We start from the raw sequence: 22,980 nt of genomic DNA on the forward strand, positions 1-22,980 counted from the left end.
CATAACAATCCCTTGTCGCCGAAGGCGGCAAGGGATCTTTGACAAATTAACACAGCTTGGGAGGATCATGGATATAGACGGTTGAGCAAACGCGGGAACGGGATAGTCTCCCTTACATGCTCAACGCCGGCAAACCAAGCCACTGTCCGTTCCAAGCCAAGACCAAACCCGGAATGGGGTACGCTTCCGTACTTTCTTAATTCGAGATACCATTGGTAAGCATCCCCTGTCAGATTATGTTCCTGATAACGCTGCTCCATCAGAGCCAAATCATCGATTCTTTGCGAACCGCCAATCACTTCCCCATATCCTTCAGGTGCAATCAAGTCTGCACAAAGAACCACGTCTGGACGTTCAGGATCAGGCTTCATATAAAATGCTTTGATTTCGGCCGGATAATGCGTGATAAAAACTGGCTTGTCGAAACTTTCAGCGATAGCCGTTTCATGAGGTGCACCGAAGTCTTCGCCCCATTCAATATCATCAAAGCCTTTTTCCTTCAACAGATCAATCGCTTCATCATAGGTAATTCGAGGAAAAGGAGCCTGGATTTTTGCCAATTTATCCGTATCTCTTTCCAGAATACCGAGTTCAAGCTTACAATTTTCCAATACGCTTTGTGCGATGAAGCTAACATACTGTTCTTGGATTTCCAAGCTTTCTTCATGTTCTACAAAAGCCATTTCCGGCTCGATCATCCAGAATTCAATCAAATGGCGGCGAGTTTTCGATTTTTCAGCTCGGAAAGTCGGGCCAAAGGAAAAAACCTTTCCAAAAGCCATTGCAGCGGCTTCCATGTACAATTGCCCACTTTGAGACAGATAGGCCTCTTCATCAAAATACTTCGTATGGAACAATTCAGTGGTTCCTTCAGCAGAAGATCCAGTCAGGATCGGCGGGTCGATCTTTACATAATCATGATCGTTGAAGAACTGATAGGTAGACCGAATAATTTCATTACGGATTTTCATCACGGCATGCTGCTTCTTGGAACGCAGCCATAGATGGCGGTGATCCATCAAAAACTCCGTGCCGTGTTCTTTGGGAGTGATTGGAAAATCTGTCGATTCATGAATGATTTCCAATCCATTTACTTGCAACTCATAGCCAAACGGAGAGCGGGTGTCCTCTGCCACTGTTCCCGTTACGTATAGGGAGGTTTCCTGGGTGATGTTTTTCGCTGCCTGAAAAATTTCTTCCTCCACTTCTGCTTTAACGACTACTCCTTGAATAAAACCAGTGCCGTCACGGAGCTGCAAAAAAGCGATTTTGCCGCTGGACCGTTTGTTGGCCAGCCAGGCACCGATGGTTACTTCTTCTCCTACATGTTTTGCTACTTGTGAAATCGTCGTTTTCAAAATATAATACCTCCGAACACATTATTGATGGTTTTGTACAAATCGTTTTATTCTATTGGCTGCTTCTTCCAATTGTGGTAAGGAAATAGCGTAAGATAAACGAATATTTTCTGGAGCGCCAAAACCCGAACCCGGAACAAGCGCAACCTTTTCCTCTTCAAGCAATGCCGCTACCCAGTCGTCTACATCGGAAAAACCGTTCGCTTCAACAGCCTCGCGTACATTCGGGAACAAATAGAAGGCGCCTTTGGGTTTGACACAGGATATTCCTGGAATGTCAGTGATTAATTGATAAAGAGTCTCCAGCCGTTCTTGAAATGACCTTCTCATTTCCTCCACTTTTTCCTGAGAACCTTGGTAGGCTTCCAATGCAGCGTATTGAGCGATGGAATTCGGATTGGATGTCGAGTGGGATGCCAACCCGGTCATGGCTTTGATGATTCTGCTGTCGCCTGCTGCATAACCGATTCTCCAGCCTGTCATGGAATGGGATTTGGATACGCCGTTTATGATTATTGTTTGTTTTTTCAACGCGTCGGATAGTTGCGCGATCGATACATGGTGTTGTTCTGTATAAATCAATTTTTCATAAATTTCATCCGACACGATCAATAGGTCATGATCGAGGCATACGTCACCAATTGCATTAAGTTCCTCTGAGGTATACATCACACCTGTCGGATTGCTTGGCGAATTCAGTATAACCGCTTTTGTTTTATCCGTAATTGCCTTTTTCAATTGATCAGGAGTTATTTTAAACTGATTCGCTTCTTCGGATTCTACGACAACCGGTTTCCCTTGTGCCAGTTTGACCTGTTCTGGATAGCTGACCCAATAAGGAGCAGGAATGATTACTTCATCTCCTGGGTTAAGAAGAACTTGAAATAGAGTATAGAGTCCGTGCTTTGCCCCGTTGGTCACGATGATTTCTTCCGGCGTAAACTCCAACTGCTGATCCTGCTTGAGTTTATTTATAATTGCTTCTTTCAATGCCGGAAGCCCGCCAGATGGTGTGTATTTCGTATGACCCTCCCGCATGGCTTTTTCCGCTGCATCCAAAATGTTTTCAGGCGTGTTGAAGTCCGGCTCCCCAGCGCCGAGCCCGATTACATCATGACCCTGATTTTTCAGTTCTTTCGCTTTGGCAGTAATCGCCAAGGTCGAAGAAGGGGTCAGTGTTTTAACTCTGTTTGCTAAATCCATCATTTACATCACCTTTCCGAAAAATGGTCAGGATCGATTAAACCTGAAATGGTCTCCGGAACTGCCATCTGTCAGGGAATAATAATGCAATACATATCGATCCCTGTCATCTATGTATTTTAGTTCCAATAGTGGCTGGCCTTTTTCGATAGCTAAATTCGTTTCCAAAAGCTCACAACTTGAGCAGTCATTATTCCATGCTTGGAGAATGGATTGTTCAGAAACTAAATCCTCTGAATGGAACAATACTATCTTGCCATCCTGCTGTTCAGCTGGCACATAGGCAATTGCCTCCGATCCATCAGCGGTAGTTCCTGTTACAACATGATAAAGTACCTTACCATGATAACGGGAAACATCTTCTGCTTGCTCGAGATCCGTTTCGGCGACTGCGCGTTCCGCCGAAGCTTGAAAACCTGCTTCCTTATCCTGCTGGATACTGTTATATAAATAAATGCTATATCCCAAAGCAATGCAAAAGACTAAAATAAATAGAACAACTGCCCATTTTACCCAATTAGGTACGGTAAATGGTAAAGATAGCTTTTCCATCATCTTCATCATCCAGTGCTAATCCAAACATTAAATCATCTTCTTTCAATGTTCTGTTCAAATTATCGACTATTTTATATAAATCATCAGAATGCGCAATTTTCACAGTCGACAGCGTTTCAATTTTTTTATCCATTGGCCACACCTCCACAATTCCCTAAAACACCGGGAATAGTGCATAAGTTTTTGCAGTTATTGTGCACTTACTCATCATAACTTATTTTTGTCCATTCTTGAAGCGGTTTGGCATAAAATGACGAAGAAGTTGAGAAGTCAGCGTGCGCAACAATTGTTTGTTTCCTTCACCATAGGCAGAATTGTCATTGCTATCAATATTTGTAACACATAGCTGGGCCGATTTAACCCACAATATAGTTAGAGTTGAAAAACAAATTCCTTCTTCATTTAAATGAACAATTTATCGCTGTTTAATGATTTGTATTTTTTCAACCAAATTCCCTAACCCATACACCAATCGTGCGCTGCTTGCAGCGCACTTTTTTTGATTGATTGGTTAATCCATAAGCGGCAGATGGATGCCGCATGGCTTATTCATGATAATACTTCATAATCCCTCTCGTTTAAACGGATAATGGTGGTTCCGACTTGGTCAAGCTGGTACACATCTATCCACGATTCATTGAGACGCTCCATCAATCCCTCGTTCGGATGCTTCTCTTTGCTGTTGAAAATGATACCGATATGGGGATCGATTTTTTCCAACAGATAACCGCTCGGCGACTTACCACTTGCATAATCGCCAATTTTGATGATCTGGGGATCCAGTTCATGCTGCAACAGTTCATCTTCATCCTCTATCGAGCTGTTACTGAAATAAAGCATGGATATATTTCCATAAACAATATCGAGGGTCATTTCCCCAGATTCTTCTGCTTTCAGAACAGTCAATGAACCACCCATCGGTAAATCGACGAGTTTATCGGAATCCCATTTCACACTTTTGTTGTCTTCTACTTCCTTCCCGCATGTCTTACTCAATTTACCGGAATATGCAATTTTTTCAGGATGGAAGCGATCAATCAGCTCGGCGGTATTTCCACAGTAGTCGGACATCTGTTTTGTCAAAATGATTGTATTGATTTCCTCGACTTCCAATTCTTCGAGCTGTTCAAACAAAGCACTTGTGCTTGCAGGAGCACCTGTATTAATTAATATCGCCCCGTTGAAACCCTTTATCAAAGTAGCTTCTCCATCTGGAAGATGGAAAAACGCATAATATATTTCCCCATCCTTCAGGTCGACCAACGCCTCACCTTGTAACGAAGGTAACAAAAGAATAAAGATCAACCACAGACAAAATGCACAAGATACCTTTTTCACTTTTCCATCACCTATCCTAGATTAAACTAGTTATAGGGTATGTAGAAAAACGATTCATATCATAACCACGCTTCAGCTTTTTCAATTATCTTCGAAGTGGAATCGTAGGTTATCGGTACTTCTGGAATAGAATCAGTAAAATATTTTCCATATCTCGCTTTGACTATCCGTTCATCACAAATCATGACAATACCTCGGTCTGTGCTGGATCTGATCAAGCGGCCAAATCCCTGTTTAAAGCGGATAACCGCATTGGGAAGCGCCAACTCCATGAACGGATTCTTTCCTGTTTCTTTTAACTGTGCCGATTTAGCTTGGTATACTGGATGATCCGGTGGCTGAAAAGGCAAACGGACAATCACGAGAGAAGACAGGTCGCTTCCCGGTATATCAACTCCCTCCCAGAAGGAACTGGTTCCTAACAGAATCGACCGCTCGAAAGCCTGGAAATTCTTTTTCAAACGCGCCCGGCTCCCACTCGATATTCCTTGTGCAATGAGGATGAAATCTTTTTCCTCTGTAAGCTCCTTCAATACCTGGTGGGCTTTACGGAGCATATCATAAGAAGTGAACAATACAAGCATTCTTCCCTCCGAAATTTCGGCCAAAGAATAAACAGCCTCACAAACGGCCAAAATATACGCTTCTGGGTTGCCATATTTCATATCAGGGAAATCGTTCGGTACCATTAACTGAACCTGTTGATTGTATTGGTAAGGAGATTGTATTTTTTTCTCTATGGTCGTTTCAGAAGGCAGGCCCAACCTTTCTCGTATATAATTGAATGATTTATTCATGCTCAAAGTTGCACTGGTGAGCACAATACTGTCTTTTTTGGAAAACAGATCTTCAAATAATGCACTTGCCACCTCTACTGGTTCGCTATACAAATAAACAGCATTTTTTGCTCCATGTGCTTCGATTTCTGCCCACTTCACTTGATTAGGATCAGCAGAAAAGAAAAAATGTTCCAGTTCGTCGATGAGATTTTGCAACAATTCGATAAAGCTCTGCACCTCGTCCATCAAGTCGGTTGCTTGGGAACCAGTTTCCGTTCCGCCTTCTGCTTTTTTGATTTGCGACAATATATGGATCAGATCTCTGATCAAGAAGCTTAACCTGCCAGCCATTTCCTTAATTGCATTCCAAGATTGGGTATCCTCGTTATCTTTATCAAATCGAAATTGCATCCTTCCAATATCATTCAGGGCAGTATTTCGCCTGTTTTGTTCCAAAACGTAGTGAAAAACATAACGAAATAACTCATCCGCTTCCACTTTAGACTGCTGCCACAAGTCATCCCAATTTCCGGATGCCTCTGGTATTTCCTCTGATGCGGCTAGAGCACGGTGAAACCAATCGCCTGGATCCGTGGTTCCGATGCGATTGAATAAATGCTGAATACCCACATAGTCCAATTTCAATCCAAAATGTTTTGCGGCCGTGGCTTCCAGATGATGTGCTTCATCAATGATTGCCATTTTATAGGAAGGCAACAATTGGAAATCACTAGTCAAATCGGTACAGAACAAGGAATGGTTGGTAATGACCAGATTGGCATGTTGCACCTTGTTCCTCACCCGTTGGTAAAAGGATCGGCTGAACCAGGGCGAACGGGGATCAAGATACCCTTCTGACTCTGTAGAGATACTGCGGAAAAAATTTTTTCCGCTTGAAGGCAGCTGGACTTCATCGATATCTCCTGTATCCGTTTCGGTCAGCCATACTAGAAGGATTGCTTTCGTAAGGGTAATATCATAATTATCCTGCTGTTCCGAAAAAATTTCTTTTTCAAATTTACTAAGGCTTATGTAATGTTGCTTTCCTTTGATCAACGCTGCCTGGAAAGGTAACTCCACCATTGCTTGGAGCAGCGGTATTTCTTTTTCAAGCAGTTGGGACTGCAGTTGCGTCAAGTGCGTACTGATGACGACTCTCTGCCCTTTTGCCAACGATTGATAAATTGCCGGCAGCAAATAAGCCATCGACTTTCCCGTGCCGGTTTCCGCTTCTATCAATGCATGTTGCTTGCTTTCAAAAGCATCGAAGACCGTCTCTGACATTTCTCGCTGCCCTGGTCTTTTTTCATACCCTGCCATAAAACCTGACAGCTTTCCACCTTGTTCATAAATAAGGTCCAAAAAATCTGCGTAAGCTGGCAAGGGCTGCCCCTCGGAAGCTTCACGGTCGGGAATTTGCTTCAGTGCAATCCCACGGAAAATCTCAAGGTCCTCTCTCTCTTGCTCGGTAAAAGCGGCCGCATCCATATACGCTTGAAGGATTGCGAACAGATCACTCTTCAGCCTTGTTTCCAAGGACTGCAGCTGTGTCAATGTTTCAAGTGGCAGCAACTCCAACCTGGCAAATAAACATAACAGCAATTTTGCCGTTACATCTGCGTCGGACAACGCCCGGTGCGGATCAGCATGTCTTAAGGATAAATATTCAGAAAGCTGCCCTAACTTAAATCCGGGAGCCTGCGGCAATAAAATCCTTGCAAGCTCGACAGTATCCAGCACAGGGTGTTGTAAAGCCTTCCTGCCAGCAGTCTGTATTTCATAATTAAGGAAGCCAAGGTCGAAGGGTACATTATGGGCCACTACGTAAGCATCCGCGAAACAAGTAATCACCTCGTCGACTATATCAGGAAACACGGGAGCATCCTCTACGTCTTCATCCCGTATACCGGTCAAATTGGTGATGAACGGGGGAATGGTTGTTCCTGGATTCACCAAGCTGGAAAACTCTTTAACAACCGTTCCGTTTTGTAATACCACTATTCCAATTTCAATTATTTTATCCCCTTTAGATGGTGTGTGACCGGTAGTTTCCAAATCGACTACTGCAAAAGTTTGCATTTTCTCACCTCCATGACTATCAAATTACTATGTACGGTCAAAAGCGAAACGCAGGTTTGTAAGTGTACAGGCTAAATTCGCCACCTCCTGTGGCGACACCTGCATGACCCACATCGTATGGGCCTCCGACAAGCTTAAGAACAAATTCGGTGTGGTGCTTTTGCCACACTGAGTTTGTTCTTAAGACCTCAAGGGGGCAGGCGCTGAAGCTGGATGAACAAAAGGACCAGCTTCATCCGGCTACTTATATTGCTAAGATAAAAAAACCCTTATCACACACCACGTTGATAAGAGTTTCAAACTAGGGATGTCCCTTATGGTATTCATTTCATCGTTTAATGTTCAGATGACTGTCAACGGCGGTTCTTCTTCTATAAGCTCTACTATTTGGTTATATTCATTCATCAAGGCAATTTTTGGAGAGAAATCTGCTAACTCTTCTTCTGCAACCATTGCATAAGAAACAATGATTACCACATCATTTTTTTGCACCAACCGTGCTGCCGCGCCATTCAGACAGATGACGCCACTTCCCGGTTCTCCGGGAATGACATACGTTTCCAGGCGTTCCCCATTGTTGTTATTTACAATCTGCACTTTCTCGTTTGGCAAAATGCCCACCCGTTTGAGAATATCAGAATCAATGGTAACACTGCCAACATAATCCAGGTTGGCCTCTGTCACACGAGCACGATGAATTTTCGCTTTCATCATGGTACGTAACATATTTTTTCCTCCTATAACCCTTCGGATAGAAGACCGTTCTGGTCAAGCACCAAATTGTCGATCAACCTTGCCTTTTCAAAGTGGACAGCTGCTGCGAGAATCACCTGCCGCTGCACGACATTCATTGGAGTCAATTCCGGATAAGTTAATAATTCCACATAATCTATTTTACCATGGGTACGTTTTTTTATGAAATCTTCGACCTCTTTTACAATCGTATCAGGATTTTTCGTTCCGTCAACAATTAATTGCCTTCCGTGCATCAGAGCTTGATATATTTCTTTTGCTTCCTGTCGTTCTTGATCGGAAAGATAGACATTCCGGCTGCTTTTTGCCAAACCGTCTTCCTCTCTGACTGTCGAAACCGGAACGATATCGAGCGGAAAATTAAAGTCTTTCACCAAAGCATCGACTACTGCAACTTGCTGGGCATCCTTCATGCCGAAGTATACGCGGTGCGGTTGTGCAAGATGAAATAGTTTCGTAAGCACTGCAACAACACCATCAAAGTGACCTTCCCGTGATTTTCCGCACAATACATCCGCTCTGCGGACGACCCGCATAGTAATGGCCTGTTCTTTCGGATACATTTCTTCCGTACTTGGAAGAAATAAAATATCAACGTGTTGGGTTTTGGCAATTTGTGCATCCCGTTCCTGATTTCGCGGATATGTGTCAAAGTCCTCGCCAGGTCCAAACTGCAAGGGATTGACAAAAATACTGACGATCAAAATGTCGTTTTCGTTTCTCGCTTTTTCCATCAGCGCCTGATGGCCTTCATGCAAATACCCCATGGTAGGCACAAAACCAATCCGTTTGCCTGATTGCCGCAATTTCTCTGCTTGTTGCCGGAGCTGCTTAACTGACCTGATTATTTCCATCTACTTTTCTTCCTCCCGATTCACTTCAGGCAAAAACTCCTGGTTCATGGTGAAGGAATGATCATCGTCTGGAAATCTGGATGATTTAACCTCTTCGATGTACCTTTTCAATGAATCCGTAATATCCTCATTAGCATCCATATAAGCTTTTACGAATTTAGGCAAACGAGCGACACCATACTGAAGTACATCATGGTAGACAAGCACTTGCCCATCACAAGCTTTTCCTGCACCAATCCCGATAGTGGGAATGGATAAAGAACCGGTAATGGTTTCCGCAAGCTCTTTCGGAACACATTCCAGGACAAGGGCAACTGCTCCGCTCATTTCTACAGCTTTTGCCTCTTCCCAAATCTTTTGAGCTGTGTGCCGATCTTTTCCTTGTACCCGGTAGCCTCCCAACACATTTACAGACTGTGGAGTCAATCCTAAATGGGCGACCACTGGTACTCCCGCTGCTGTCAGTCTTTCAATCAACCTTAAGTTTTCCGATGAAGCCCCTTCAATTTTCAATGCATGGGCATTTGTCTCCTGGAAAAGATGTTTAGCATTGTTCAACGAATCCTCTAACGATACGTGATAAGACATGAATGGCATATCCACAACTAAAAAAGTATCACGGGCCCCTCTGGCAACCGCTTTACCGTGATGTATCATATCGTCGGTGGTAACCTGTACAGTAGAAGCATAACCGAGTACGACCATCCCCAAAGAATCTCCGACAAGAAGCATGTCAATACCTGCCTGCTCCGCAAGCCTAGCGGACGGGTAGTCATAAGCAGTGAGCATTGTTATTCTCTCGCCCTTTTCTTTCATGCTTTGCAAATGAGAAACAGTCAACATTATGTTTTCCCCTTTTCACCAATGGATTTCTGCGGAATACAGATTTTCTTCACAACCATCTGGTTTGCGAACCTTCAATGCGCCATCTTCTGCAAGCCCTATAATTTCTGCTTTATACTTTTGCTTATTTGCAGATACGCTTACCTGATCACCAATTTTATAGCCATAATGTTCCCATTTCTCTTTTACAGCTTTAAAACCATGATGAAGATAATTTTCATAGTGCATTTCAAAAGCAGCTAATATTTGTTGTATGATAGGAGCTAAATCCCAATCAGTGCCAGTCTCATGCTTTAGTGATGTCGCCGTCTTCTGAATGTCTTCAGGAAGGTCGGTTATTGACTGATTGACATTCATGCCTATCCCCAAAACTATGTATTGAATTTCATCTTGCTCGGCCTGCATTTCCGTTAAAATTCCGGCAGCCTTGCGATCTTGAAAGAATATGTCGTTCGGCCACTTTATTGCAGGTTTGGATTTCGTCAATGACTCGATGGTTTCAGCAAGGGCTACTGCTGTCAGCAACGTAATCTGCGGTGCCTTGTAAGGCAGGATTGGAGGACGAAGGATCATACTCATCCAAATTCCTTCCGTTTTTGCTGAGTGCCACTTCCGGCCCATTCTTCCTTTACCTGCTGTTTGTTCATCGGCAAGGATGACTGTACCTTCTTCAGATCCTTTCTGGGCAAGTTGATGTCCGATTGCTTGAGTGGATTCAACAACTGGATAATGAAACAGTTGTTTTCCTGCCCATGTGGTCCTCAACCCCCATTTCACGGAACTTGCACTTAGCTTATCAGGCTGGCCGCTTATGCGATATCCTTTTCTGGGGATGGCCTGCACTTGGTATCCTTCTTTCTCCAACTCTTTCATATGCTTCCATACTGCTGTGCGGGAAATCCCCAGATTTTCTGAAAGCTCCTGGCCAGAAATAAATGACTGATTATTTCTTTTCAGAAGTTCAATCAGTTGATTGCGGGTGGTATTCACGTATCAACCACTCCTTCAATGCTTTTTTTTGATTTGGCAGCTCACCGATTACCACCATTTTCTCCAAAGTGGTCAGCGCTTGATTGATCCAAGGGCCTTTTTCTCGTTTTGGGAACCATTCGATGAGATCTGCTCCTGTAATGGACAGGTCTTTTTTGTGCCTGATTGGTAGTGAATTGATCAGCTTGTTGATTTCTTCCCGGCTTATCGGTGATATATAGCTGGTATGCAATCGGATAAAACTGTCTAAGAGATGGCTGGGCAACCGATAAACAAGCCAGGCATCGATTTGTTTTTGACTGCTGCAGGAAATCGCTTCTAACAAGTGTTCAGCATCTTTTTTTGTTCGATTGGATAGCTTCCATGCTTTGATCCATTCTGATATTGTGATTCGCTTCTCCCAGTATACCAGCATGCAAATTAGCTCTGCCAACTGTCCAAACGGCACCTTTATATTCCACAAAAATGCTTGTAAACGCTGATTTCCTTCAAATACAGGCAGACAATCGATAAGGTTTGACTTGTTCAATAACTCGATACCGTTGCTGACAAACGGACCGGCAAACAATTTCTCCAATTCCATGGCAATACGCTCGATCGATATTTCCTTTATCATTTCCACTCCACCGGCTAATGCAAAAAATGTCGCTGAATCTAATTGATAATCCAGCTGACTGGCAAAACGAAGCGCGCGCAGCATCCGAAGCGGATCTTCTGCAAAACGTTCCGCAGGGACTCCGACCGTACGAATCACTTTGTTCTTGATGGAGTTTTCCCCATCGTATGGATCAATCACCTTCCCCCGTCTATCCATGGCAATGGCGTTCATCGTGAAATCACGGCGCGCGAGATCTTGTTCCAAGTCATCGACGAATTCTACTTCATCCGGGTGGCGAAAATCAGAATACCCTTCTTCTACGCGAAAAGTTGTCACTTCGAATGACTCCCCGACATGGCGCACGATAACAGTTCCATGTTCGATTCCAACCGGTATCACTTTCGGAAAAATCTCCATTACCTGTTCCGGCTTTGCCGATGTCGTAATATCGATGTCGCCGACCGGTCGACCAATCAAAAAGTCGCGAACTGCTCCACCGACAAAGAAGGCAGAATGACCATGCCGCTCTAGTTTTTCCAATATATCCATTCCATTAGAAAATGCCGGAAACATCATTTATGATCACCTGTCATCACACCTTCGTAAACTTGCTCATATGCTGCCAATATTTTTTCAGCGCGAAACCGTCCATGAGCCGACTGTACGGCCTTTTCTGAAAAAACCTGCCACAAATCCCCGTCCGTGAGCAGTTGGACAGCTCGTTCCGCTACACTCTTTACGTCACCCAGCTCGGTGATAAAACCAGTGCGCCCATGCTCGATGACTTCCGGGATACCGCCGACATTGGTTCCGATGCAAGGAACACCGCAGGCCATCGCTTCCAAGAGCACCAGCCCGAAGCTTTCCTTTTCCGATAAAAGCAACTTTAAATCGGCGATTGAAAACAAATCACTGACGTTTATCTGTCGTCCCAGGAACAGGACACGATTTTCTATACCAAGCCGCTTAACTAACTGGCACATTTCGGAATATTCTGGTCCATCGCCTACAAGCAGTAGTTTCGCCGGCACCTTTTCCTGGATTTCATGAAAGGCAGCGATCACATCTGCTACACGTTTAACTTTCCTGAAATTAGAGACATGGATGATGACTTTTTCCTCATCAGTGATGCCATAATCCTGTCTTAGGCGTTGATTTTCCCGTTGATGATATTCTCGTTCATCGATGAAGTTGTAGATTACTTCTATATTTCTCTCCACTCCAAGCATTTCTTTAGTCTGGGCGACAAGGCTCCGGGAAACTGCTGTAACGGCATCGGATTGATCGATGCCGTGTTTGATCATCTTGGTCAAACTATTATCGATCCCCAATACTGTAATATCCGTTCCATGCAAGGTGGTGACGATTTTCACATCATGCTCAGCGATATCCCTTGCCAATATGGCACAAACGGCATGCGGCATTGCATAGTGAACATGAAGAATGTCAAGCTTTTCCTGATCGATAACTTCTGCCATCTTATTGGCAAGCGCCAAGTCATATGGCGGGTATTGAAAAACGGGGTAGTGATTCAATTCGACTTCGTGGAAATAGATATTGGAATCCACTCCCTGTAGGCGGAACGGCAAACTGGAAGTGATAAAGTGGATTTCGTTCCCTTGTTTTGCCAGCAGTTTGCCCAATTCTGTCGCAATGACTCCTGATCCACCAACCGATGGATAACAGGTTATACCGATTTTTTTCATGATTGACTTCCTTAACTTATTATTTTCCTTTGACAATTTCTCTCCACTGAAAATCCCCGTGCTCCAAAGCCCGTACGACAATTTCCGCTGCTCCGAGGTTGGTAGCCAAAGGAATTTGGTAAACATCGCACAGTCTCATCAAGGCACTGACATCAGGCTCATGCGGCTGCGCAGTAAGCGGGTCTCGAAAAAAAATGACTACATCCATGTCATTTTGCGCAATCATCGCCCCGATTTGCTGATCACCGCCAAGTGGCCCTGATTGAAAACGGTGGATATCCATATTGGTTGCTTCAGCTATTTTGGATCCGGTTGTTCCGGTTGCGTATAGCTGATGTTTCTCCAAGATATGTGTATAAGCAATGGTGAATTCTATCATGTCTGATTTCTTCTTATCATGTGCTATAAGAGCAATGTTCACCTTAATCCCCTCATTCCAGTAAATTTTCCAAGCCGTAAACCAATAAATCCAGTTTCATTACATGATCAATCGCCAGTTTCACTCCCGACATAAAGGATTCCCGGTGGAAAGAATCATGTTTAATGGTCAAATTCTGGCCGGAAGCTCCGAAAACGACTTCCTGATGTGCCACGAGTCCAGGCAGCCTGACACTGTGGATTTTCATGCCATCGACATCGGCCCCTCTTGCTCCATCGATGGTTTCCTTTTCATCCTGGTGGCCCTGCCGCTTGCTTTCCCTCACTTCCTGAATCAACCGGGCGGTTTTTACAGCTGTGCCTGATGGGGCATCAAGCTTGTTATCATGATGACGTTCGATGATTTCGACGTCGGGAAAATATTTCGCCGCCCATTTGGAAAACTGCATCATCAAAACAGCTCCCAATGCGAAGTTTGGAGCGATGACCGCTCCTAATTGTTTTTCGTCTGCCAATTTCGTTAATTCTTCGAGTTGGTCCTCCGTGAAACCGGTTGTCCCGACAACCGGACGGATGCCATGCTCCAAAGCCGTCTTTGTATGCAAGTATCCGTATTCAGGGGTAGTCAAGTCCACCAGTACATCTGCTTCCACATCGCGGAAACACTCTTCCACGTTCTCATAAATACGAGCATCAAAAGCAGGCAGTCCATCTATATCCTTCACGAGCATACCGTCGTTCTTACGATCAAGACAAGCGGCAAGTTCCAGGTCATCCTGTCTGGCAATCATGCGAAGCGCTTCACTACCCATTTTCCCGCGTGGTCCTGCTACAATCACCTTTGTTTTACTCATCATCGTTCCCCTCTCCGTCTTTTCTTGTCCAACGATTTTTGTCTCTTGTCTCTATTTTGCTCATCGACCGTTCAAATGCCTCGGAAAGATCGATACCCAATGAATTGGCAAAGCATATGGCGACAAATAACACGTCACCTAATTCGTCTTCCATCGTTTTTTCCTGTTCAGAAGCTTTTTTCGGTTTTTCTCCATGATGATGGTTCACTTCCCGTGCCAGTTCCCCGACTTCTTCCGTGAGCCTCGCCATCAGGCTCAATGGAGAAAAATATCCTTCTTTGAATTGTCCTATGTAATCATCCACTCTTTTTTGCATGTCGACGGTGGTATATCTTAATTCGTTATCCATCTCCGATACTCCTTTTTACTGCAACCCCATGCGGAGGAGAGCTTGGCTTTTTTATGTTCAATCAATTAATATGTTAGCTAAAAGGAGGTCGTTTGACAAATTTTTAATACAGGAACGGTTAGGATTGTTACCTAGTCGGGGATTGTCTATAATGGTTAAGGTAATTCTATTAGAAGAGGTGATGGAATGAGTTTTTTCGGCATCAAATTAAAAAATACACTGTTCATCCTGTTCGGGTCTGCTGTATTTGCTTTCGGAATCGTTCATTTTAATATGCAAAATGAACTGGGTGAAGGTGGTTTTACCGGTATAACCTTGCTGTTTTATTTCTTGTGGGGATGGGACCCCGCCATTATGAATATTGTATTGAATGTACCGGCATTCATCGTCGGCTGGCGATTTTTAAGCCGCAATACTTTTATTTATACAGTTATAGGAACGTTGGCCGTGTCCTTGTTTTTAAGTATCTTTCAAGCCCACCAATTTTATCTTCATTTGGAATCCGACATGACGCTGGTTGCGCTTTTTGCCGGAGTGTCAATCGGAATCGGGCTTGGTATCATTTTTCGATACGGCGGAACGACAGGCGGGGTCGACATCATTGCCAGAATCGTTCACAAGTATGCCGGATGGAGTATGGGCAAAACCATGTTTCTATTCGACGCCATTGTCATCTCCACTTCAATCATCGCTTATTTAGAGCTTGTCGAAGGGATGTACACGCTTGTAGCTGTCTATGTAGCCGCTCGAGTCATCGATTTCATCCAGGAAGGGGCGTATGCGGCTAGAGGTGCGACCATCATATCCAATCACAGCCACGAAGTTTCTGAAGAAATCATGCGCAGGATGGATAGAGGAGTCACGGTCTTGCAAGGTAAAGGCAGATATACAGGAGAAAACCGTGAAGTATTGTATTGTGTGGTGGGGAGAAATGAAATCGTACGACTGCAAAATATCATCAACAGTGTTGACCCGCATGCATTTGTAGCCGTCACTTCTGTACATGATGTTCTCGGCGAGGGATTTACGCTCGACGAAAATAAACAACCGCTCCAAGACTGATCTCGAGAACAGCAATGAACCGCTTTGTCTTTCCGACCGGCTGCCATGAGCTCGGCAAACTCGTAAGAAACCCTACAGAAAGAAGGGAATGCTTCAGGGTATTTCCATAAAAAAACCGAACGAGTTCGAATCCTTAGTTCGAATCACCGTTCGGTTTTAGCTTGTTAACTATGCTATGCTCTTGGCCCTGACCATGTTTGTCTTATCTTTTAGTCTTCATTTGACACTACAAACATCAAAATAAAGCGGATTAACTCTGCCACAGCAACCATCGCAGCAGCCACATAAGTCAAAGCGGCAGCATTCAACACTTTCTTCGTTTTCCGCTCTTCATTATTGCGGATGATGCCGCTGGAAACCAGCTGCCCCATCGCCCGGCTCGAAGCATTGAACTCGACCGGAAGCGTCACCAGCTGGAACAATACAGCAAACGACATGAACACAATACCTACGAATACAAGGTTCATCATACCCATAATCGCACCGGCAATGATCAAGATAAAAGACAAATTGGAACCTAGATTGGCCAGCGGAAACAGTGAATGCCGGAAACGGAGAAACGCATAAGACTCTGCATCCTGGATTGCATGCCCCACTTCGTGCGCTGCAATCGCAGAAGCAGCCATCGAATGACCATGGTAATTGTCTGTGGACAACCGGACAACTTTTTTCCTCGGATCATAGTGATCGGAAAGTGTGCCGCGCGTCTCCTCAACCTGCACATCGAAAATGCCGTTGTCATCTAATATTTTCCGGGCTACCTGTGCCCCTGTCATATAGGAAGAAGTTGCAACTTGCGAGTATTTTTTGTAGGTGCTTTTCACTTTTGATTGAGCCCATAAAGGGATGATCATCAAAAGCGCAATATAAATTAAGTAGCCGCCTAAAGAAGCGAACATGCCCATTCCTCCATCGTTTTAATTTCATTGCTTTCATTAAGGTCAATTTTAGTCAAAAATGAGCAAATAGTCAACTATTTTCTCTTTTGTTCTCCTGGCTCTTTCTTTCCCCTTTATACTTTTTCCAGGCTACATAGGAAAGGGTGATGATAATGAAACCACCGACAGCAGCCACCATGAAAATCAAAGTTAAATTCCGTTTCAATGTGTCATCATTTCCTGTTTCTATTTTATGCAATTGATCAGCAGCTTTTATCAAGTTCTCCTGCCCCTTGGGACTGTCCATCGAAGCAAGCAAATACCGGATAGCTGCACTCGTCTGAATATACTCATCCTCTTCGACAGCCAGCTTTAATGCCGGCTCCATAATATTCCAATGTGTCGTAAAACGATTTTTATCTTGTAAGGAAACCTGTTCGTCCCTTGTTGACAGTTGTTCCATTTCATTTTGGAGTTCCTGCTTCCAAGACATCCAAAGTGGTTCCGGTTCATTTTTTAAAGCATCATATACAAGAAGCAATGACATTGCATTGGTATACAGCTGCGAACCTTTTTCCTCCGGGACCGCGACAGCTTGCAGGTTTCGTTGCAGAACATCGGCAGCAATTTTTTCCTTTTCAGCGTCGGTATGTTCGGAAGCATATTGGGTGAATTCGTCTGAATGGTGCTGCAGCAAGGCTTCGGCCTCTTCATATCTTTCCTCCTGTACAAAGCGGACATACTGGTAGATGGAGGAATGAACATCCTGGTGGTGTGCCAAGACGGCCTTCCCTGATAAAAATGTACCGACGCTCAGCAAAAAACAAAGAAATAATCGTGCAAAACTTGTCCTATTCATCGAGATCCCCTCTCTAACCTATTCCTCTTTCAATGTATGAGAAAGGGGACAAGATTAGACCAGAAAGATAATGTTTCTAATCGAACATAGCTTAGTACTGTGTGTGCAAGGTGCTCGAATAGTTATCTCCCTGAAAAAGGGGCCATGCTGGTACAGGTCGGTTCGTGAATCCTGTTGGATAACGAACAGAGATCATGTGAACTTATCATTGGTAAAGATTTCTTTTTCGTTTCTTGTGAACGGTTAAGTAATAAGCAATAGCGACCGAAACAATGCTCAGCCAGAAAGTAAAGTAGCCGATTTCATTCATGTAATCTGTTAACGAGGAGTAAACCGGCATCATGCCGAAGACGTAATCAATAATATCATTATGTAAAGTCCATATGGCTGCCACCATGAGGTGCCGCAGCTTTATTTTATAAAAAGGGGCATATAATAAACCTTGAACAGCCATCGCTCCATGTGAAACCATCAGCATATACCCCTGCCAGACCAAATCGCCAGTTGTGTACAAAGTAAGCAGGTTCATTATTACTGCCCATACACCATACTTGAATAAGGTGATGATGGCCAAAGCTTCTACATACGGCGCATTCCTTCCAATTATGAAGAACGCCAGAAAAATACAAAAAAACAGACTTGCCGTCGGACTATCCGGTACAAATGGCAGAAAAATTGCAGGTGTAACCGCCAATTGGCTTCCATACCAAAAGTAGCCGTAAATCGTACCTATTATATTGACGACGAACAGTGTCCAAAGAAACGGTTTATTGGTTAATAAATAGTTATACATTTCTTCTCCCTTTCATCCTCAAAAAACCCTCGCCTGTAAATGTCGGCGAGGGTTTTGTAAATTGACTTATTCTCCACTTTCATTGACTTCGACAATAAACTCAGCCAATTGCTGCAATTCTTCATCGGTACCTTCGAATTGCCCAGGAGGCATATCTCCAATACCGTTTTGAGCTATATCTTTGATTTCATCTACTGAATGGTCAATGTCTGTTAACGGAGGAGCTGCTGCCCCACCTTCCAGGCTTTCGCCGTGACATTGTATACAGCTGTTGTTTTGATAAACTTCATAACCTGGATGATCTTCGTCAATTTCCACTTCCGTTGGCAATTCAGGCGTGTTTTCCTCTGCTCTTTGTTCCCAGTTCACGTGCTCTGCAGCTTCATAAGTAAGCCAGAAAACACTTGCCATACCCAATAACATCAGCGATACGGCAATTGGACGCTGGGAAACTTTTCTTCCTGGCCTGTTGTCCAGGAACGGCGCCAGCAAAAGTCCGCCAAAAGCCAAACCTGGTGCTACGATGGCCCCTATGACAAAATATGGGCCACTGGCAAATTCATACTTCAAGAATTGGTATAAAAATAAGAAATACCAGTCTGGCAATGGTATATAACCTGCAGCAGTCGGATCGGCGATTCCTTCAAGTGGCGCCGGATGAGCGGCAGTCAGACATAAGAAACCAACAAGAAATACCGCCCCAACCAACCATTCTTTCAATAGGAAGTTCGGCCAAAATGCTTCTGTTCTCCCTGGATACTCTGAATAGTCCTTCGGTATATTAGGCTTTCGTTCAGCAGTGATCCGAGAATCACCGACAAACTTCATCCCTTTCCCTTTATGCACAGCTTTCCCTCCTTTTTACGATGTCATCGTTGCTTACAGTGGTCCAGAAATACCTTGCTTTCGGATCAAGATAAAGTGGACAGCCATCAGGGCGAATAACGCAGCCGGCAGGAAAAATACATGAATGGCAAAGAATCGGGTCAAGGTTTGTGCACCGACTATGTTTGGATCCCCTGCCAGTAATGTCTTGGTGGCTTCACCGATGAACGGTACTTTCTCGGCTATTTCCAGTGTTACCTGGGTTGCGAAATAAGCTTTGTTATCCCATGGAAGCAGATAACCAGTCAAGCCTAGGCCGAGCATGATGAAGAACAACAATACACCGACCATCCAATTTAATTCACGCGGCTTTTTATACGCTCCCTGGAAAAATACACGTAAAGTATGTAGGAACAACATGACGATTACGACACTGGCACCCCAGTGATGCATTCCTCTAACGATTTGTCCGTGGGCGACTTCCGTCTGCAAATAGTATACAGATCTCCACGCGTTTTCAATATCCGGTACATAATACATGGTCAAAAACATACCCGACAGGATTTGGATGACTGTCACAAAAAATGTCAGTCCGCCAAAACAATATACAAACGCCGAAAAGTGATGTGCAGGATTAACGTGTTCCGGCACCTCATGGTCGGCAATATCCCGCCACAAAGGCGTAATATCAACGCGCTCGTCTACCCAGTCATAAAGTTTTTGCAGCATAGATTACGCCTCCCCTCTCGGTTTTGTAGGTCCAAGCAATAAGGTCCCATCTTCAATTTTATATTCGTAGTAATCCAAACCTTCCGGCGGCGGTGTATTGGGTACATTTTCACCGCTCTTGTAATAACGGCCATCATGACACGGGCAATAAAACTGATCAGGATAATCGTCATTGCCAGCCCATGTAACCATACAGCCAAGGTGCTTACAAATCGGAGACAGTGCCACTATATCACCATTTTCATCTTTGTAGACCCAGGCAGTTTTTGTTACGGTTGACTCATACCAGGCATCGACCTGATCAATTTCCCAGTCAACCCTTGTAGGTTCTTCCGTGATGTTTTCCACGTCTTCAACAGCTTTAAATTCGCCAGTACTAGAAGCCTGCAACGCAGGGTCGATAGCGAAACGCACCATCGGCGCAAGCATTCCGGCAGCCATAAACCCACCCACGCCTGTAAGCGTATAATTCAAGAACTGGCGACGGGACACTTGTTGTCTCTTTTCACTCATGGTTTACCCCCCTCTATGCTAAAATCCAACACATGATAATATCAAGTTTACTAGGACATATCCATGATAGCGCAATCTGTTTGTCCGGTCAATAAATTATGAGCAGGCGGACAAAGTTTCTATTAAGATGAGCTGATTGGCTATGTGCCGCAAATCGGTGATAGCCATTTCCTTTTGATGCAGGCTACTGCAACTTCCTACCGCATTTTGCTTTCTAGTTCACAATAGTCCGGTCATGAATTGATTTACCAGTAGGTCTTAATCAGGTCGGTCAGCTGGGCGACCTGGTTTTTGATAATGGACTGCGTTTCTTTTGACTGTGTGTCTCCGGATTGGATGGCCGGCATCCATAACAAGTTCCCTTCCAAGTTCCGTTCCTGTTTCTTCCAATGAGGATCGAAACTGAAAAAGAACACATGCTTGAACGACCTCTCGCCTGCTTTAGCCGCCCATTCATTCAACCGCGTTACTTCTGCTGACAGGTCCTCTGAAGCAAGATAATGATAAGCTGGCATTAAAAAGATTCTTCCTTTAAATTGCTTTTCCATTTCTCTTACAAATATCATTCCTGTTTCCTGTTGGACCGCACTCTTTTCCATTTCCTTCTGATCTTTGAATGTAACTTGCATCAGCGGAATGAGTAATGTATCAATATACTCTTCTGCGGTAAAATACTGACCCAAGTCTTGTTTGTTCCATTGCATGGCCTGTCACCTTTCCTATTCTTTGTCACTTTACTAAAAATATCATAAAAAAGAGCGAATTTCATCCAATAAAAATGAAATTCGCTCTCTTGCTTCTGAAGACCATACTGAGTTTTCAGCTACTTCACCTGTACATATCTATCTTCCAGTTCCCTCAGTTCTTTGATCAACCGGTCAAAAGTTGCCTGGTCCCGGTTATCCAATGCCAAATCAATACCTTCTTGCAATCTTTGTTTTTGGGTTTGATAAATGGATTTTTCCAACATGTCTTTCGCAACCCTACGGTCTTTCTTCGTAATAAAATAGTCATCCGGGAGGTAAGGATTATCTTCCAAAACTGCCACATAAGAAGCTGATTGATTAGAATTTTTAAAATTGAGCTGAATATATACCGGGTCTTTTCGATTCAACCGGATATCATGAAATGATTTTTCTGCATCCGTCGTGACAATATGGTTTTTATAAAAGCGAAATGGAGCTTCCTCTGAGCAGAAGGTAGAGATGACAATTCCCCGCGGACAATATCTTGCTTCCCTGATAAAATGGACGCGTTCTAATAGGGTTTCATGGTTAATTAAATAGTTCAGAATCCAGACACTTTCTCTTCTTTTCAGTTGATAATTCCTTAAAAACCAACGTATAAATTCTTTTTTGTCCTTAATCGAAATTGGCGTGTTCAACGTCATTGCTCCCTCCTTCTTAAAGAGAGTTAAAAATCCTCCGTCTCGGTCAAACGGCTGAGATATTCCTCGATTTCTGTATCGCTTGGCTCCACCTTCAGATACTTGGCAAACACCTCTTTCGCTTCCTGCATCCTCCCTTCCTCTACAAGAAAATATCCATATTCTTTGAGGAAGTCTGAGTCTTCTGTAAAGTTATTATATGCAGTTTGATATTGAATTAATGCATCCTGATAGGATTCTGTTTCCTGGTATGCCCGAGCAAGTTCCCAACGGTAATTGGCATCCTCTTCCCCGTTTTCCAAAAGTCCCGACAACAGCTCTACGATCGCTTCGTAATCACTGTTCCCTTTGTAAGTTTCAATTAAAAACAGCACAGCTTCTTTGAATCCCGGATCCATTGCAACTGCCTTTTCGACAAGTTGATAGCTTTCTTCCTGATGCCCCAGTTTAAGTGCAAGAACACCGGCTAGATGATAAAGTTCCTTGTTGAACTCATCTGCTTTCAAGCCTTTCTTCGCAGTTTCATATGCTTCTTCTATCATCCCTTCGGACTCATATGTTTGTGCTAAATATAAATAAACAGATTGATAGTATGGATCATTTTTGACCACCTGTTCCCAGACATTGATGGCGATGTCCGGCCTTTGTGCCCGGTATGCAGTAAACCCGTATTTAAATAAGTTGTCAGGATTTTCATTTTCCATCTCCTGATAATGCTCGATCGCCTTTTCGAACTCTCCTGTAGCGGCATATGCCTCTGCCAGCCTTGCTGCAATTTCGATATCACCGATCACCGGTTGTACTTCCGCCACTTTTTCATAGTAAGGAATCGACTTCTGGTATTCACCAGTAGAAAAAGCCAATTCTCCCAACGCAAAGTCGATTACCGGCTCTGTAGGATCAAAGTTTTTCGCTTCCAGCAGTTTCTGTTCGGATACCTCGAACAGCCCTTGTGCCTGGTATAGATCTGCCAATTGAACGAGCGCTTCCATGTATTCTTCGTCTTCAGGAGAAAAACGGTTCAAGACATCGATTGCCTCTTCATCCTCATCAAGATCGATATGGATTTCCGCCAGCATGATTTTCAATTCTGCTTCCTTAGGGTATTGGTCGGAAAGGGCTTGAAAAATAAACTTTGCTTCCTCCAGCATCCCCCATTGCATATAAAGTTCGCCGATTGTGTATTTTTCTTCTTCATTTGCCACAGGGAGATAGGTTTCCAGTCTATCGATCGCTTCCTCTGTTTTATTTTGCTCCATCAATTTTATCGCTTCATGAATTTCCTGCATGCTAGGAC

General features: G+C 43.8%; 25 protein-coding genes. 1 reads left to right on the top strand and 24 read right to left on the bottom strand.

Annotation, left to right across the window (positions count from 1 at the left end):
• Nucleotides 1–65: 65 nt before the first annotated feature.
• From asnS to ABVF09_RS10890, 15 genes are all read right to left on the bottom strand, one after another.
• Nucleotides 66–1,358: an asparagine--tRNA ligase gene (gene asnS, locus ABVF09_RS10820; RefSeq protein WP_026771264.1), complete on the bottom strand. Its 1,293-nt coding sequence runs from the start codon at nt 1,356–1,358 to the stop codon at nt 66–68.
• Nucleotides 1,359–1,379: 21 nt separating this feature from the next.
• Entirely contained in the window at nt 1,380–2,561 is a 1,182-nt protein-coding gene (locus ABVF09_RS10825) for a pyridoxal phosphate-dependent aminotransferase (protein WP_026570151.1), read from the bottom strand.
• Between the two features lie 27 nt (nt 2,562–2,588).
• Nucleotides 2,589–3,116: a cell wall elongation regulator TseB-like domain-containing protein gene (locus tag ABVF09_RS10830; RefSeq protein ID WP_161993064.1), complete on the bottom strand. Its 528-nt coding sequence runs from the start codon at nt 3,114–3,116 to the stop codon at nt 2,589–2,591.
• The gene (locus ABVF09_RS10835; protein WP_081704507.1) at nt 3,079–3,249 is read right to left on the bottom strand and encodes a YpmA family protein; all 171 of its coding nucleotides are present in this window, start codon (nt 3,247–3,249) and stop codon (nt 3,079–3,081) included. The genes ABVF09_RS10830 and ABVF09_RS10835 overlap by 38 nt, the downstream gene beginning before the upstream one ends.
• Nucleotides 3,250–3,665: 416 nt before the next feature.
• Nucleotides 3,666–4,454: a ComEC/Rec2 family competence protein gene (locus ABVF09_RS10840; RefSeq protein WP_153462712.1), complete on the bottom strand. Its 789-nt coding sequence runs from the start codon at nt 4,452–4,454 to the stop codon at nt 3,666–3,668.
• A 59-nt stretch (nt 4,455–4,513) separates the two neighbouring features.
• Nucleotides 4,514–7,312 (bottom strand): ATP-dependent DNA helicase DinG, encoded by a 2,799-nt coding sequence (gene dinG / locus ABVF09_RS10845; RefSeq protein WP_371069191.1) that lies wholly within the window; start codon nt 7,310–7,312, stop codon nt 4,514–4,516.
• Nucleotides 7,313–7,654: 342 nt separating this feature from the next.
• Nucleotides 7,655–8,038, bottom strand: a complete 384-nt coding sequence (gene panD, locus ABVF09_RS10850) for an aspartate 1-decarboxylase (protein ID WP_026570148.1) — start codon at nt 8,036–8,038, stop codon at nt 7,655–7,657.
• An 11-nt stretch (nt 8,039–8,049) separates the two neighbouring features.
• Entirely contained in the window at nt 8,050–8,919 is an 870-nt protein-coding gene (gene panC / locus ABVF09_RS10855) for a pantoate--beta-alanine ligase (protein ID WP_371069192.1), read from the bottom strand.
• The gene (gene panB / locus ABVF09_RS10860) at nt 8,920–9,762 is read right to left on the bottom strand and encodes a 3-methyl-2-oxobutanoate hydroxymethyltransferase (protein WP_026570146.1); all 843 of its coding nucleotides are present in this window, start codon (nt 9,760–9,762) and stop codon (nt 8,920–8,922) included.
• A gap of 15 nt (nt 9,763–9,777) precedes the next feature.
• Nucleotides 9,778–10,752 (bottom strand): biotin--[acetyl-CoA-carboxylase] ligase, encoded by a 975-nt coding sequence (locus ABVF09_RS10865; RefSeq protein ID WP_026771259.1) that lies wholly within the window; start codon nt 10,750–10,752, stop codon nt 9,778–9,780.
• Nucleotides 10,724–11,926, bottom strand: a complete 1,203-nt coding sequence (locus ABVF09_RS10870) for a CCA tRNA nucleotidyltransferase (protein WP_026570144.1) — start codon at nt 11,924–11,926, stop codon at nt 10,724–10,726. The genes ABVF09_RS10865 and ABVF09_RS10870 overlap by 29 nt, the downstream gene beginning before the upstream one ends.
• Nucleotides 11,923–13,056, bottom strand: coding sequence for an N-acetyl-alpha-D-glucosaminyl L-malate synthase BshA (gene bshA, locus ABVF09_RS10875; RefSeq protein ID WP_153462720.1), 1,134 nt, complete (start codon nt 13,054–13,056; stop codon nt 11,923–11,925). The genes ABVF09_RS10870 and bshA overlap by 4 nt, the downstream gene beginning before the upstream one ends.
• 19 nt (nt 13,057–13,075) lie before the next feature.
• Entirely contained in the window at nt 13,076–13,477 is a 402-nt protein-coding gene (mgsA, locus tag ABVF09_RS10880; RefSeq protein ID WP_026570142.1) for a methylglyoxal synthase, read from the bottom strand.
• A gap of 10 nt (nt 13,478–13,487) precedes the next feature.
• A complete protein-coding gene (dapB, locus tag ABVF09_RS10885; RefSeq protein ID WP_026570141.1) occupies nt 13,488–14,288 on the bottom strand; it encodes a 4-hydroxy-tetrahydrodipicolinate reductase in 801 nt (266 codons plus the stop codon).
• Nucleotides 14,281–14,637, bottom strand: a complete 357-nt coding sequence (locus ABVF09_RS10890) for a nucleotide pyrophosphohydrolase (RefSeq protein ID WP_371069193.1) — start codon at nt 14,635–14,637, stop codon at nt 14,281–14,283. The genes dapB and ABVF09_RS10890 overlap by 8 nt, the downstream gene beginning before the upstream one ends.
• Nucleotides 14,638–14,823: 186 nt before the next feature.
• Here ABVF09_RS10890 and ABVF09_RS10895 point away from each other — a divergent pair, with 186 nt between their 5' ends.
• Nucleotides 14,824–15,699 (top strand): YitT family protein, encoded by an 876-nt coding sequence (locus tag ABVF09_RS10895; RefSeq protein ID WP_035426708.1) that lies wholly within the window; start codon nt 14,824–14,826, stop codon nt 15,697–15,699.
• A gap of 209 nt (nt 15,700–15,908) precedes the next feature.
• Here the strand turns inward: ABVF09_RS10895 and ABVF09_RS10900 are convergent, their stop codons facing one another.
• The 9 genes from ABVF09_RS10900 to ABVF09_RS10940 form a co-directional block, all read right to left on the bottom strand.
• Nucleotides 15,909–16,598 carry a zinc metallopeptidase gene (locus tag ABVF09_RS10900; RefSeq protein WP_026570138.1) on the bottom strand — a complete coding sequence of 230 codons (690 nt, stop codon included), beginning with the start codon at nt 16,596–16,598 and terminating at the stop codon, nt 15,909–15,911.
• A gap of 70 nt (nt 16,599–16,668) precedes the next feature.
• Entirely contained in the window at nt 16,669–17,436 is a 768-nt protein-coding gene (locus ABVF09_RS10905) for a sporulation protein YpjB (RefSeq protein WP_026771254.1), read from the bottom strand.
• 205 nt (nt 17,437–17,641) lie between these two features.
• Complete coding sequence (lhaT, locus tag ABVF09_RS10910; RefSeq protein ID WP_026570136.1) at nt 17,642–18,229, bottom strand: lipoprotein heptaprenylglyceryl N-acetyltransferase LhaT; 588 nt, start codon at nt 18,227–18,229, stop codon at nt 17,642–17,644.
• A 66-nt stretch (nt 18,230–18,295) separates the two neighbouring features.
• Nucleotides 18,296–19,075 (bottom strand): menaquinol-cytochrome c reductase cytochrome b/c subunit, encoded by a 780-nt coding sequence (locus ABVF09_RS10915; RefSeq protein ID WP_026570135.1) that lies wholly within the window; start codon nt 19,073–19,075, stop codon nt 18,296–18,298.
• A 33-nt stretch (nt 19,076–19,108) separates the two neighbouring features.
• The gene (gene qcrB, locus ABVF09_RS10920; protein WP_026570134.1) at nt 19,109–19,783 is read right to left on the bottom strand and encodes a menaquinol-cytochrome c reductase cytochrome b subunit; all 675 of its coding nucleotides are present in this window, start codon (nt 19,781–19,783) and stop codon (nt 19,109–19,111) included.
• 3 nt (nt 19,784–19,786) lie between these two features.
• The gene (locus tag ABVF09_RS10925) at nt 19,787–20,296 is read right to left on the bottom strand and encodes a QcrA and Rieske domain-containing protein (protein ID WP_026570133.1); all 510 of its coding nucleotides are present in this window, start codon (nt 20,294–20,296) and stop codon (nt 19,787–19,789) included.
• 245 nt (nt 20,297–20,541) lie between these two features.
• Nucleotides 20,542–21,000 carry a DUF2487 family protein gene (locus ABVF09_RS10930; RefSeq protein WP_026570132.1) on the bottom strand — a complete coding sequence of 153 codons (459 nt, stop codon included), beginning with the start codon at nt 20,998–21,000 and terminating at the stop codon, nt 20,542–20,544.
• A gap of 119 nt (nt 21,001–21,119) precedes the next feature.
• Nucleotides 21,120–21,686, bottom strand: coding sequence for a ReoY family proteolytic degradation factor (locus ABVF09_RS10935; protein WP_026570131.1), 567 nt, complete (start codon nt 21,684–21,686; stop codon nt 21,120–21,122).
• A gap of 23 nt (nt 21,687–21,709) precedes the next feature.
• Nucleotides 21,710–22,972 carry a tetratricopeptide repeat protein gene (locus tag ABVF09_RS10940; protein ID WP_153462724.1) on the bottom strand — a complete coding sequence of 421 codons (1,263 nt, stop codon included), beginning with the start codon at nt 22,970–22,972 and terminating at the stop codon, nt 21,710–21,712.
• Between the last annotated feature and the right edge of the window lie 8 nt (nt 22,973–22,980).

This window comes from Sediminibacillus sp. JSM 1682029 (assembly GCF_041366435.1).
Classification (GTDB): domain Bacteria; phylum Bacillota; class Bacilli; order Bacillales; family Amphibacillaceae; genus Sediminibacillus; species Sediminibacillus terrae.